A 13,844-nucleotide genomic window follows, 5' to 3' on the forward strand; every position below is an offset into this window, starting at 1 on the left:
CTCCTCCATCGAGGCGGCAGTTTCTTCCAGGTTGGCGGCCTGCTGTTCGGTACGGCGCGACAGGTCGTTGTTGCCGGAGGCGATCTCGCCGGCGGCAGTACTGATTGCCCGGCTGGACTGCTTGATGCGGGTGACGATCTCGCTCAGCTGCGCGGCAGTGGCATTGGCATCGTCTCGCATGCGAGCGAATACGCCTTGGTAGTCGCCATGCATGCGCACGGTGAGGTCACCCTGCGACAGCGCGGCGAGCAGGCCGGAAATCTGTTCGATGCTGCCGGCGTTGGCGTCGAGCAGGCCGTTGATCTGCTGGGCCAGCTGCAGGAAGAAGCCTTCCTTGTCGCTGGTTTCGATCCGGCCGGACAGGTCGCCGGCGGCGGCGCGGGCGATCACCCGGGCCACTTCGGCCTCGACCTGCGCTTCCTGGGTACGGTCACGCCATTCCACCACGCAGCCGACGGTGTCGCCGTCCTCGTTGCGGATGGTCGACACGACCTGGGCGAACTGGGCATCGCCGTACTGCATCGGGCGACGGGCCACGCCGTGCTGCTTGAGGTTCGCCAGCAGGGACGGGTCCATCTCGCCACGGTGTTCCAGCACCGTGACCGGCTTGCCGATCAGCGAGTCCTGCGCATCGAAGTCAGGCAGGTCGCGGCGCACATCGTCCTGGTACTGGCTCAACGTCTGCTGCAGGGCACGGTTGCTGTAGACGATGGTGTTGTTGGCATCGGTCAGGTAGACGCCGGTCGAACTGTAATCCAGCGCGGTCCGGATGCGCAGGTTCTCGCGGGCGATGGCCTGGTCGGTCTCGATGCGCTCACGCAGATCACGCTGCATGCGCTGCATGGCCTGCATCAGTTCGCCCACTTCATCCTGGCGGCTGACATCGATGTGACCGTCGAGCTTGCCGCCGGCGACATCATTGGCCACCGAGACGGCACCACGCACGCTGCCGACGAGGGCGCGGGCGAACAGCCACACCAGCACCAGGCCGAGCGCGGCGCCACCCAGCAGGGCGATCACGGTCAGGACGGACGAAGCGGCATAGGTGGATTCGGCCTGTTCGCGCGAGGCGCGTGCGAGGCGGTTGTCTTCGGCAATCAGGGCTTCCAGCGCCGCGGCGGCCTTGCGGTGCTTGGTGCGGGTCTCGCCGACGAAGGTATCGATGGCGTCGTCCGGCAGGTCCAGTTCCAGCATCTCGGTGACGCTGTCGTAGGAGGCCAGTGCGTCCTTCCAGTCCTTGGCGAAGGTGTCGAACAGCTTCTTCTGCTGGGCGTTGTCCACCAGCTTCGGATAGTCCTTGATGGAACTGTCCATGCTGGTACGCAGCGCGGCAGCCTGCTTGCGCGCGTCGGCCTTGACGTCATCGCTGGCACGGATCAGCTGCTGGTAGGCACTGTTGCGGTACTCGCCGAGCATGCCGCGCATCTCGCCGGCCAGGCGGATGCTTTCCATGCGCGATCCGGCCAACTCGGTGGTGACGTTGTTCAGCGAATGCAGGCCACGATAGGCGACGATGCCCTGCAGCAGCATCACCAGCAGGATGACGCCGAAGGTCACCATCAGCTTCGGCATCAGTTTCAGGTTGTTGATCCAAGGCATGGGCGTTGCGATCTCCTAAGGCAGACGCGCACGGGCATCGGGCCCGGTTGCGGCGGCGGCCACGCCGGCACCAGGACCGGCGTGACTGCGACGGACAGCGGATTACTTGATGTTGGCCAGCTTCAGGCCGGCCGGCGAGCTGACTTCGATCTCGGCGCGCGAGGCATCACGCTGGATCTTGCCGATCACGCACACGGTCTTGCCTTCCAGCGTTTCCAGCGGGAACGAGAACTTGCTGCGGTTTTCACCGGCGATGCGCGCCGAGAAGGTGTGGCGCGGGAAAGCGCCGCCCATGTACAGGAACGTCGGCTGGCCTTCGGAACCTTCGGCGAAGCGGGCCTTCTCGACCTTGCCGCAGACCATGCCGTCCTTGCCCACCGAGCGCGGGGCCAGTTCCGGCGGGATCATGTCCGAGGACTGGGCGAGGGCGGACGACGCGGTGGTGGCCAGGGCGGCAGCCGAAACGAGCGCGAGCAGGGACTTCATCGGGGTGGTTCTCCGGGAGGGTGATGGTTTTTTGCCGGTGGTACGCGTTCCCGCGCGGCCGGCCTCTGTCCCCCTATCGGCACCGCCGCAGGGAACTGAAGGGTTTCGTGACAGCAACGTGAAGCGGTACGCAGACTCAGGCGGCGGCGTCCTCGAGCAGGGCCGGCTGGCCCATGTCCGCGCTGTCCAGCAGGGTCTCGATGTCCAGCAGGATCAGCATGCGGTCGTCCTGGGTGCCGATGCCCGAGATGAACCGGGTATCGACCGCAGCGCCGAACTCAGGGGTCGGGCGGATCTGTTCGGACGACAGCGGGATGACGTCCGAGACGCTGTCCACCACGATGCCGACCACGCGGTCATCGACATTGAGCACGATCATCACGGTAAAGGCGTCGTAGCGCGCGTTCTCCAGGCGCAGCTTCAGGCGCAGGTCGATCACCGGCACGATGGTTCCGCGCAGGTTGATTACGCCCTTGATGTAATCCGGTGCGTCCGGCACCCGGGTGACGGCATCGTAGCCGCGGATTTCCTGCACCTTGAGGATATCCACGCCGTAATGCTCGGCGCCGAGCGTGAAGCTGAGGAATTCGCCGCCGGCGCTGGCGGCGGAGCGGGTCTGGTCGTTCATCGAGGGGTCCTGGTTCTGCCGGAAGTCCCGGTGTCAGGCTCGATATCGGCCCCGCGCGGGGGGACTTTAGGCAGGGCCGTGACAGGACATTCCCGTCTGGTGAGGACCGGATGGCGCCAGGCCACGGCCGGCGCCAGCTACATCTCTCCGTTCCGGCGTGCCTTGCGCTGGCGGTCGATCCGGAAGATGTAGCGCTGGATGGCGCTGTCGCCACCGCGAGGCAGGCTGTCGAAGCGCATCCCCACGCGCTTGATTTCGGTACCGTTGGGCTGGCGCTGCGGCAGCAGGTTGCAGACCACCAGCTCGATATCCAGATCCGGCCCATCCGACAGCGACAGCACCGCCGCGTAGCGCTGCTGCAGGCCGAACACGGCGCAGTCGCTGGGCACCGCGACGGCAAGGCCACCGCCGCTGATGTCCACCACGCGCATCGACAACGCCTCGGGGCGTCCGTCCGCAGCCGGCAGCAGCAGCTGGGGCGAGTCGGTGACGGGGGTCTCCAGCCGGTACAGTTCGCGCCGCTGCAGATGCATCAGTTCCTCTGGCAGCGCAGCCCGGAAGGCGACGTGGCCGTCGTTGTCCACGCGCTGCAGCCCCTGCAGACGGAAGCGCACCAGCACGCGCTCAAGCTGCGCGAAACACAGCACATGATCGGCCTGCTCGGCTGCCCGGTTGGACGCCTCCTGCGGGCTGCCATCGATCAGCAGCACGTCCTCGTCTTCGTCCAGTTCCAACAGCGCGGTCGGGAACGAGCGATCGCGGCCGTCGATATGCGCGTTTATCAGGGAGCGCTGCTCGATCAGCGAGCGCAGCAGCTGCCGCAGCTGGCGCGGATTACGGACCAGGAAGCGTTCATCCGCGGCGTCGGCCGCATGGACATCGTGCACTGCTGTGTCGTTGCCGTCGGACATGGAATCTGTGGTCAGGGGCGGGCGCCTGCGCGCGCCGGCGCGTGGCTCGATGGGGATATCGGCCACCGCGCCGGATTATGAAGTGTGAGTTTCATCACCTTCCATCGGCCGGGCCGGGATCGAAGGAATGGGCCGAAGACATCATTCCTCGATACCGGCGATCTGCCGCACACGCTGCATCACCGCCGGATTGTCGTCCCCTCCGTGCAGGTGGAAGCGCGCTACCGCGGCCGCCAGCAGCTGTGCCTGTTCGGCCATGCCGTGGGTGGCCGCGGTGGACGCCTCCACCAGCGTGGCGTTCTGGCGGGTGCTGGCGTCCATCTGCGCGATGCTCTGGTTCACCTGCTCGATGCCCATGCTCTGTTCCTGCGAGGCGGAGGAGATCTCGCCCATGATCTGGTTCACCTGCTGCACCGCGGCCACGACCCGCTGCATGGTGCTGCCGGCCTGTTGCACCAGTGCGGCGCCATCGCTGACCTTGCCGACAGAGGCGTCGATCAGGCCCTTGATCTCCTTGGCAGCACCCGCCGAGCGTTGGGCGAGGGTGCGCACTTCGCTGGCGACCACGGCAAAGCCGCGGCCCTGCTCACCGGCACGGGCGGCTTCGACCGCGGCATTGAGGGCCAGGATGTTGGTCTGGAAGGCGATGCCGTCGATGACGCTGATGATCTCGGCGATCTTCTTCGAGGAGGCTTCAATGGCGGACATGGTGGTGACCACCTGGCCGACGACCGTGCGCCCCTCGCCGGCGATGTCGGCCGCATCGGTGGCCAGCTGGTTGGCCTGCCGTGCATGTCCCGCGTTCTGGCGCACCGTCGCGGTCAACTCCTCCATGGTGGCGGCGGTTTCCTCCAGGCTGGCCGCCTGCTGTTCGGTACGGCTGGCCAGGTGGCCATTGCCCTGCGCCAGTCCGGCGGCAGCGCCGGTGAGGCGGCTGGAGGCTGCCTGGATGCTGCCGACGATGCGGGTCAGCTCGGCGATGGTGGTGTTGGCATCGTCGCGGATGCGGGCGTAAACACCGTGGAAGTCGCCCTGCATCTGCACGGTGAGGTCGCCGCGCGAGAGCGAAGACAGCAGCTGCGAGATCTGCTCGATGCTGCGTGCGTTGGCATCCAGCAGGCCGTTGAGGCGTTCCGCCAGCTGCAGGAAGAAGCCTTCCTTGCCGGCGGTTCCTACGCGGCCGCTGAAGTCGCCCTGCGCTGCGGCATCGACGATATGGCCGAGTTCTTCTTCGACCTCGATCTCGGCTGTGCGGTCGGCCCACTCCACCACGAATCCCTGGCGCTGTTCGTCGTCGCCGATGATCGGATTGACGATCAGCTGCAGGGCCCGGCCGCCGACGCGGATCTGCGTGCGGTAGGTGCCGGTGAGGCGGTCGAGCAGGGTGGCCTGGTGGGCCGGATTGCGGTGGAAGATGTCGATGTTGCGGCCCAGCAGATCGGCGGCGCTGAACTGCGGCAGGTCACGGCGCAGGTCGGCTTCGGCGGCGGCCAGCATTTTCTGCAGTGGACGGTTGACGAAGACGATGTTGCGGTCACGGTCAGCGATCATCACGTTGGTGGTGACATCGTCCAGCGCGCTGCGGATGCGCAGCGATTCGCCACTGGCCGCCAGCTCGCGCTGGCGGCGCTGCAGCAGCCGGGTGCTGGCCTGGACCAGGGCGGCGGCCAGCGAGTCCTGCGGGAACTGGCTGGCATGCAGCGCCTCGGGCAGGGGCTGGTCGTCGGCCAGGCCGCGTGCCAGGTGTGCCAGTTGCTGCGGGTCGTGGCCGAGCAGCAGAAGCTGGCGGCGCATCTGGACGGCCATCACCGACAGCAGGCCGGCCTCGATGGTGACGTACAGGGCGTGCAGGACCAGCACGCCCAGACCACTGCCGGCGGCGAATACCGGGTACGGCAGGCCGCGCGTCTGCAGGGCGAAGAACAGCACGTGATGCACGGCGATCGCCACGGCGGCCACCACGATCGGCAGCCAGTCGCGGTAGTACAGCAGCAGTGCGATCAGCACGATGACCGTGAAGTGGGTCTCCAGCTGTCCGTGCGTCTGGTGGATCAAGGTGGCCGACAGCACCATCCACGCCAGCGCTGTCGTGCAGCGGCTGAGGCGGCTGCCGGGCTGCAGGTGGATCTGCACCGCGCTGACCAGCAGCGCGGGCAGTGCGACCAGCAGCCACGGTGTCCATTGACCATGGCGCACGGCCAGTGCCAGCGAGGCCAGGACCAACCCTGCACTGACCAGCAGGAACAGGCGGTCGGCACCCGCGGCCAGCGTGCGCAGGTAAGGCGGTGTCGGCTGACCGGTCGGCGCGGCGGTATTACGGGTGGAGGCATGCATGCGCTACTCCTTGTGGCATGGGCAATGATGGGAAAGGATCACGGGCGCCTGTGCATTGCGCAGCAGCCCCGCAACCAGTGGAGCGGCTGCGAGCGGACGGCCGCCGCAGCCCGCGTCGAGAAGGGAGGGCCCGGCATAGACAAGGCGCTGCTGGTACAGCACCAGCCATTCGAAGGGCAGCGGCGTGCGGGCCTCCCGCAGATCGATGCCGTCGGGTGTGCGCGCCGGTGGGGCGCAGCCACAGACGATGGACTGCCGCAGCAGCAGGGGATGCTGGTGGCTGGCGGCAAGCACGGCGGGCGACAGCTGCGCCAGCACGTCCGCGGCGCGCCAGCGGCCGGCCGGTGGCTGTGAAGCATCGGCCTGCGCCCACAGCGCGGCGAGGGTCCATCCGAGCCACGCAGCGAGCAGCAGCACGCCGGCCAGCATTCGCCCACGCTGTACCGGTATCGGGTCGGGGTCGTTGCTGGCTGGCATCGCTGGCTCGCGTAGGACCGTGTCCCGTTAGCGGCGAGCGGCGGCTGAACCTGAAGAAAAATTCAACCAGTTGGCCGGGGCAACGCTGGAACTGTGATGCGTTGCGACAACCGGCGAGGAGTCACGGCGAGCAGACCGGGCCGGTCGAGGGTCGGATCCCTGCCAGCGTGCAGGAATCCGACGCGTCCCGGTTCCGATGAGGTCAGAACTCCTGCCAGTCGCCGTCGAGTGCCAGCGCCGGCTGCGCCGCCGCGGCGCGTGCGACGCGCTGGGGAGCCGGCCTGGCCGCTGGAGCTGCCGCTGGCGTTCTGCGCTGCGCCGCCACGACCACCGCCGGTAGCGGTGCTTCGTTCTGTGACTCCAGGCGGAAGCGGGCCACGGCCTCACCCAGCTGCACAGCCTGTTCCTCCATCGCCCGTGCAGCGGCGGTGGCTTCCTCCACCAGCGCGGCGTTCTGCTGGGTGGTCTCGTCCATCTGCACCACGGTCTGGTTGACCTGCTCGATGCCGGCGCTCTGTTCCTGCGAGGCCGCGGAAATCTCGGCCATGATGTCGGTTACGCGCTGCACCGAGGCAACGATCTCGCCCATGGTGGCGCCGGCCTTGTGCACCAGCGCAGAACCATCTGCGACCTTGCCCACCGAGTCGTCGATCAGGCCCTTGATCTCCTTGGCGGCAGCGGCCGAACGCTGGGCGAGGGTGCGCACTTCGCTGGCGACCACCGCAAAGCCGCGGCCCTGCTCACCGGCACGGGCGGCCTCGACCGCGGCGTTGAGGGCCAGGATGTTGGTCTGGAAGGCGATGCCGTCGATGACGCTGATGATCTCGGCGATCTTCTTCGAGGAGGCTTCGATGGCGGACATGGTGGTGACCACCTGGCCGACCACTTCGCCGCCCTGGGAGGCGACGCCATGGGCACCGATGGCGAGCTGGTTGGCCTGGCGGGCGTGCTCGGCATTCTGGCGCACGGTGGAGGTCAGTTCCTCCATCGAGGCGGCGGTTTCTTCCAGGTTGGCGGCCTGCTGTTCGGTACGGCGCGACAGGTCGTTGTTGCCCGAGGCGATCTCGCCGGCGGCCAGGGTGATGCTGGAGGCGCTGGCCTGGATCTGGCCAACGATGCGGGTCAGCTGGGTGACGGTGGCATTGGCATCGTCACGCATCCGTGCGAACACGCCGTTGAACTGCCCGTCCATGCGCGCGGTGAGGTCCCCGGCAGCGATCGACTGCAGCAGCTGCGAGAGCTGGCCGAGATTGCTGTCGGCGACTTCCATCATGGTGTTCAGGTGATCGATCATCACCTTGAAATCATGGTGGAAGCGCTGTGCGTCGCCGCGCTGGCTGAAGTCGCCCGCGGCGGCTGCGGCCGCGAGCTGCTGGATCTGCGTATTGATCGCCAGCAGGCTGGACTTGGCCGCATCCATCGACTCATGCAGGATGGCGCGGCTGCCGGGCAGGCGGCGCGCGTCCGGCGCGAGATTGCCGACGGCATACTGGTTGAGTACGTCGATCGCATCGCGGATCGCGTCCAGGTGCTCGAAAATGACCGTATTGATGCCGCTGGCGAGCTGGCCGTAGACACCCGGGAAGTCTTCCGGGATGCGATGGCTGATATCCGGTCCGGCATGCATCTGCGCCATCAGCTGTGTCTGCTCGGAGAAACGGCGCAGCATTGCGGTCATTTCCGCGGTGGCGGACAGCATCTGGCCGGCCTCGTCGTTGCTGGTGGCGCGGGTGCTGACGCTCAAGTCACCGCGGGCGACTGCCTGGATGGCCTGCACGGCCTTGCCGAGCGGACCGGTCACGGCCCGCGAGATGACCGTGGCCAGGGCTGCGGCCAGCAACGACAGCAGCACGATGCAGCCGATGATGGCGATCATGCTGGCGCGATGGGTGGCGTTGGCATCGGCGATCCGCGCGTCCATCAGGCCGGCGATGTGGGCACCCAGTGCCTTCAGGGCGTCGAACAGTTCACGCCGTGCCGGGCGCGACTGCTCGTCGGAAATCTGCTGCGCCATGATGCCGTCGCCGGCGGCCACTGCGTCACGCATGGCCTTGTTGGCGGCGAAGTAGCGATCCACCTGCGCCGAGGCGGCGCGATACAGTTCGCGTTCCTTGTCCTGGGCCGGCAAGGCGGCATAGGCCGCCAGTTCATCGCGTACGGCTTTGGCGGTGGCGTCCATGCGCTTGTTGTAGTCGGCCACCTTGTCCGGTTGGTCCAGCATGGTCAGCTGGGCCAGCTCGTAGGTACGGAATTCACCAAGCTGCGAGCGGGCTTCGCCCAGATGCTGCACCGACGGAATATCGTTGCTGGCCATCGCCCCCAGCTGGTCGTTGGCCTGGCTCAGGCGCAACAGTGCGAACGCACCCAGCAGCAGGGTCATCAGGGTGGTGAGGGTGAACCCCACGGCCAGCTTGCGGGCGATGGGCAGATCGTGGAACCACTTCATGCAGGTGCTCCAGGTGGGCAGAGTGGCGGGCGTGCGTGCCGGCCGGGGAGTGCAGCGTGAATCGGAGCCGATGCGAGTCCGGTCACGACTGTCACTGCGAGATAGCGGCGCACGGCCGGCGGACTTTATGGATGGGCGTCACATCCGGATGCGTAGGGACGGCGGCGCGGACGCGTTGCAGGGGCCGTGTTCCGGCCTGCACGCGGGTGGTTTCCTGCGGCGCCGTGGGCCGACGGAGTTCACGAAATGGAGCGGGAGGCGCACACTCGCCTTGCTACCGGGCTGCACACAAACGAAAGCCGCCGCCCGTGTGGGGCGGCGGCCCTGGATCACCTGCGCTCGGACTCAGGCGGCCTGCGGCACGCGCAGCGAGCGCACCAGCCCACCGATGTCGACGATCAGTGCAACGCGGCCATCGCCGAGGATGGTGGCGCCGGACACGCCGCCGATACGCCGGTAGTTGTTCTCGATGTTCTTGACCACGACCTGCTGCTGGCCGACCAGTTCGTCCACTTCCAGTGCGATCTTCTGCCCGTCGCCTTCCACCACCACCACCAGCGACTCGCTGCCGGGCATGCGGGCGCCGTACCCGTAGTACTCGCTGAGGGACAGGATCGGCAGGTACTCGCCACGCACGCGCAGCACGCGCCCTTCGCCGGCCATGCTGCGGATGTCCTCCGGCTGCGGCTGCAGGGCTTCCAGCACATAGGCCAGCGGCAGGATCAACGTCTCGCCCGCCACCGCCACGGTCATGCCGTCGAGGATGGCCAGGGTCAGCGGCAGCCGGATCAGGGTACGCGTTCCAGTGCCCAGGCTGCTTTCGATCTGTACTTCACCGCCCAGTGCCTGGATGTTGCGACGGACGACGTCCATGCCCACGCCGCGCCCGGAGAGATCGGTGACGGCGTCGGCGGTGGAGAAGCCCGGTTGGAAGATCAGGTCCCAGACCTGCGAGTCGGTGGGATTGTCGGGCACGCTCAGGCCGCGTTCGGCCGCCTTGGCGAGGATCCTGGCGCGATCCAGGCCGCGTCCGTCGTCGCTGACTTCGATGACGATGTGGCCTCCCTGGTGCGACGCCGCCAGGGTGATGGTGCCGGTCTCGTCCTTGCCTGCGCCCTTGCGCACGTCCGGCATTTCCAGCCCGTGGTCGATGGAGTTGCGGACCAGGTGGACGAGCGGATCGGCGATCTTCTCGATCAGGCCCTTGTCCAGTTCGGTGCCTTCACCGATGGTGCGCAGGCGGACCTGCTTGCCGAGGCGGGTGGAGAGGTCGCGGACCAGGCGCGGGAAGCGGCGGAACACGGCGTCGACCGGCAGCATGCGCACGCCGATGACGGCTTCCTGCAGGTCGCGGGTGTTGCGTTCGAGCTGATCCAGGCCGGCGAACAGGCTCTCGGCAAGCACCGGATCCAGCGCATGCGAGACCTGCTTGAGCATGGCCTGGGTGATGACCAGTTCACCGACCAGATTGATCAGCGCGTCCACCTTGTCGACACTGACGCGGATCGAGGTTTCCGCATCCTGGCTGGTGCCAGGGGTGCCACTGGCGGCAGGGGCGGCGGCAACGGGGGGTACTGCAGCAACGGGCGTGGAAGGGGCGTTGGCTGTTGTATCGGGGGCGCGGGTGGCCAGGCTTGGCGGCGCGGCCGGACGGATGTCCAGTTCGCAGTCGTCCAGCACCCACGCAAAGGTGTCTTCGATCTTGCTGCGCGGCACCTTGCCGACCAGGCCGAGGTCCCACGCAAGATGGGCTTCGAGAGGGTCAAGCTGGGCGAAGCCGGGTAGGCGTTCGAGCCGCGCAGCGACCTGCAGCGAGCCGAGATGTTCCAGTTCGCGGATGATGCGCAGCGGATCATTGCCGCTCATGAACAGTGAGGGCGCGGGGGTGAAGCCGATCTGCCAGGCTTCGGGGGTATCGTCCACCGGTGCTGCGGCGGCAGCCGCGGCCGGGGCGCTGGCTGCCGGCTGGCCGGACAGCACTGCCTCCAGCCGCGCCTTCACCGCGGCGACGGCCGCCGGATCGGCCGCCTGGCCGTGCTCGGCCTCGCGCAGCAGGGCGCGCAGCACATCCACGGACGACAGCATCGCATCGACCGCGTGGCCTTCCAGCGCGCGCTTGCCGGCGCGCAGCTCGTCCAGCAGCGTTTCCAGTACGTGGGTGAGCGCGGCGATGGCATCGAAGCCGAACGTACCGGCACCGCCCTTGATGGAGTGGGCGGCGCGGAACACCGAGTTGATGATCTCCGCGTCCTGCTGCCCCGACTCCAGGGCCAGCAGGCCGGCCTCCATCGCGTCGAGGCCTTCGCGGCTCTCTTCGAAGAAGGTGGCGTGGAAGCGTTGCAGGTCCATGCTCATGCAGTGGTGATCCGGAAGCGAAGAAGGGGAACGGTGCGGGGCGATCAGCCCAGCACTTTCTGCACGGTGGCGACCAGCTGTTCCGGGTTGAACGGCTTGACCAGCCAGCCGGTGGCGCCGGCGGCCTTGCCTTCGGACTTCTTGTCGGCGGCGGACTCGGTGGTCAGCATCAGCAGCGGCGTGAACTTGTAGTCCGGCAGCTGGCGCAGCTCGCGGATCAGCGCAATGCCGTCCATGTTCGGCATGTTGACGTCGGTGACCACCGCGCTGAAGCGCTGTCCCTTCGCGCGGCCGAGCGCGACCGCGCCGTCTTCAGCTTCTTCGACGGCAAAACCGGCCGAGGTGAGGGCGAAGGACACCATCTGGCGCATCGACGCCGAATCGTCCACCACCAAGATACGTGCGCTCATGCAGCGTTCTCCACAGATTTCAGGTTGTCATGGGGTACGTCCAGGCCCAGGGCCTGGGTGACGCCCAGCAGGCGCGCGGCGTCACGGAAGGTTGCAGTGCAACCGTGGAAGCCGGTGTCCAGGCCCGCCTCGCGGCGTGCCTGCACGAATGCGCACAGCACCTGCACGGCGGCGGTGTGGACGCGGCCGACCTGGCTTGCATCCAGGGTCAGCTCGCCAACCTGCGCTACCAGCGGGGCGAGGCGGTTCTTGAGCTCGGTGCTGGTCTCGATGCCGAGATCCTCACCCAGTTCGACAGTACTCATCGTTGCTCCGGACAAACGGTTCCGTCATCCATATCGGCACCCGCCAGGGGTTCTTTAGGGGGCGGTGAGGCCCTGCGTGCCCGTTCCGACGGGCCCGGGCAACGCGTGGCCCCCGCCTCAGTTGAGCAGGCGGGTGGCGTCGAGCAGGATCATCGGCCGTTGGCTGACGCGGGCCACACCACGGAAGAGGTCGTTGGAGATCTGGCAGATGCGGGCGGTATCCGGTGGCTCGATCTGCGAATCAGTGAGATTGGCGACGTCTTCCACGGCCGAGACGCGCAGGCCGATGGTCTCGCCGTCTTCCTCCAGCACCACGATGCGGGTCTGTGCGTCGTCCTCGGCCGCCGCTGCGCCCAGGTGCAGCCCAAGGTCCATCACGGGCACCACCTGGCCGCGCAGGTTCATGATCCCCAGCATCGCCGGCGCAGTGCCGCGCAGCGGCAGCAGGGGTACCGGCAGTACCACCTCCTGCACTTTCAGCAGTTCCAGTGCATAGGCCTGGCTGCCACAGCGCATCCGCAGCCAGCGCGAGGTGCGCTCGTTCGCGCGGCGGTGCTGCGGATGCGGGCTGTTGGCGGGTCGATGGGCCTGCGCCTGCAGTTCCTGCCAGCTGGCAGGGCGGCTGGCGGCGGGTGCTTCGAGGGCGACACGCGGCGGTGCAGCCGCTACCGGCGGCACAGCGGCGGGTGCCGGGGGCACGATCCGCGCGGGCGGCACCGGATCCACCCCTTCGCCGCTGGCGGCGGCCTCGAAGGCAGCCTGCAGCGCGGGGCTGTCGGTGTGGGCCAGCAACGGGCTTTCCGCGCCGTCGGTCTCGTAGATCACCTCATCGGGCAGATCGTCCCAGGTCGGCTGGCGTTCGGCAGCGGCCGGTGCAGCGGACTGGCTGGCGGTCTCGAAGGCGGCCGCCAGAGCGGCGTCATCCATGGGCACCACGTCGCTGCTGCCGGTTTCGTAGATGACCTCTGCCGGCAGGTCGTCCCAGGTCGGCTCGCGTTCGGCGATCGCCGCCGGAAGCGCCGTGTTGCCTGCATCGGGGCTGGCCGCCACCGGGGCGATCGCTTCGCCCAGCAGCTCGTCCAGATAGTCGTCCAGCACACCGGTGGTGTTCATGCGGCTTGCTCCAGCGCGCGCGCATCCTCGCCAAGGATCCAGTTCAGCGCGCGACGGTAGGCCGCGAGCCCGCGGCCGGGATAGTCCTCGCCGACGCTCGGCAGGGTCAGGCCGGCCGCGTTGCTGACCCGCGTGTCGATCGGAATCGCATCCTCCCAGACGCGTGCGCCGTGACGGTCCTGCATGCTGCGCAGTGATTCGTTGCCGGTGCGGGTGCGGCGGTCGAACAGGGTGGGCAGGATCGAGATCGGCAGCGGGCGCCGGCGCGAGCGCTCGACCATCTCACCGGTGCGCACCATGCCGTCCAGCCCGTGCAGTGCCAGCGGCTCGGCCTGCGTCGGAATGATCAGGCGGTCCGCTGCCGCGAGCGCATTGATCATCAGCAGGCCGAGTGTGGGCGCGCAGTCCAGCAGGATGTAGTCGTGCTGGCCCTGGTGCCGTGCCAGCGCGTTCTGCAGCGCCAGGCCAAGGCCCGGCTGGTTGGCGCTGCGGCGCTCCAGCGTGGCCAGTGCCGGCTGTGCACAGACGTAGTCCAGGCCGCTGAGGCTGCTGGTGTGGCAAAGGCTGGACAGCTCGGCCGGAGGTGCGCCGAACAGCTCAAGTACGCCGGTCGGTGGCGGGTCCACCGGCACGCCGAAGGCGCGGCTGAGCGAGGCGTGGGGATCAAGATCGATCAGCAGCACGCGATGGCCCTGCGTGGCCAGGTTGCGACCGAGGGCCAGGGTGGTCGTCGTCTTGCCGACTCCGCCCTTCTGGTTGGCGACTGCCCAGATGCGCATG

Annotated in this window: 12 protein-coding genes; all 12 read right to left on the reverse strand. The window is 67.9% G+C overall.

The window, feature by feature from the left end:
• The coding region (locus AC06FB_RS00005; RefSeq protein ID WP_368866096.1) for a methyl-accepting chemotaxis protein at positions 1-1,599 on the reverse strand (1,599 nt) is incomplete at its 3' end.
• Positions 1,600-1,701: 102 nt separating this feature from the next.
• Positions 1,702-2,085, reverse strand: coding sequence for a hypothetical protein (locus tag AC06FB_RS00010; RefSeq protein ID WP_053520421.1), 384 nt, complete (start codon positions 2,083-2,085; stop codon positions 1,702-1,704).
• A gap of 136 nt (positions 2,086-2,221) precedes the next feature.
• Entirely contained in the window at positions 2,222-2,713 is a 492-nt protein-coding gene (locus AC06FB_RS00015) for a chemotaxis protein CheW (protein ID WP_053520422.1), read from the reverse strand.
• Between the two features lie 137 nt (positions 2,714-2,850).
• Positions 2,851-3,624: a flagellar brake protein gene (locus AC06FB_RS00020; protein WP_111186113.1), complete on the reverse strand. Its 774-nt coding sequence runs from the start codon at positions 3,622-3,624 to the stop codon at positions 2,851-2,853.
• Positions 3,625-3,765: 141 nt separating this feature from the next.
• A complete protein-coding gene (locus AC06FB_RS00025; protein WP_164153062.1) occupies positions 3,766-5,958 on the reverse strand; it encodes a methyl-accepting chemotaxis protein in 2,193 nt (730 codons plus the stop codon).
• A gap of 3 nt (positions 5,959-5,961) precedes the next feature.
• Positions 5,962-6,435: a hypothetical protein gene (locus AC06FB_RS00030; protein WP_128990761.1), complete on the reverse strand. Its 474-nt coding sequence runs from the start codon at positions 6,433-6,435 to the stop codon at positions 5,962-5,964.
• Positions 6,436-6,637: 202 nt separating this feature from the next.
• On the reverse strand, positions 6,638-8,881 hold the full coding sequence (locus tag AC06FB_RS00035) for a methyl-accepting chemotaxis protein (RefSeq protein ID WP_164153063.1): 2,244 nt from the start codon (positions 8,879-8,881) through the stop codon (positions 6,638-6,640).
• A 345-nt stretch (positions 8,882-9,226) separates the two neighbouring features.
• Positions 9,227-11,236, reverse strand: coding sequence for a chemotaxis protein CheA (locus AC06FB_RS00040; protein ID WP_053520424.1), 2,010 nt, complete (start codon positions 11,234-11,236; stop codon positions 9,227-9,229).
• 44 nt (positions 11,237-11,280) lie between these two features.
• Positions 11,281-11,646 (reverse strand): response regulator, encoded by a 366-nt coding sequence (locus AC06FB_RS00045; protein WP_164153064.1) that lies wholly within the window; start codon positions 11,644-11,646, stop codon positions 11,281-11,283.
• Positions 11,643-11,951 (reverse strand): STAS domain-containing protein, encoded by a 309-nt coding sequence (locus AC06FB_RS00050; RefSeq protein ID WP_053520056.1) that lies wholly within the window; start codon positions 11,949-11,951, stop codon positions 11,643-11,645. The genes AC06FB_RS00045 and AC06FB_RS00050 overlap by 4 nt, the downstream gene beginning before the upstream one ends.
• Positions 11,952-12,068: 117 nt before the next feature.
• On the reverse strand, positions 12,069-13,064 hold the full coding sequence (locus tag AC06FB_RS00055) for a chemotaxis protein CheW (protein WP_164153065.1): 996 nt from the start codon (positions 13,062-13,064) through the stop codon (positions 12,069-12,071).
• On the reverse strand, positions 13,061-13,843 hold the full coding sequence (locus tag AC06FB_RS00060; protein WP_164153066.1) for a ParA family protein: 783 nt from the start codon (positions 13,841-13,843) through the stop codon (positions 13,061-13,063). Before AC06FB_RS00060 ends, AC06FB_RS00055 begins: the two co-directional genes overlap by 4 nt.
• Position 13,844: the final 1 nt, after the last annotated feature.

The organism is Stenotrophomonas sp. Steno-C15 (assembly GCF_056393265.1).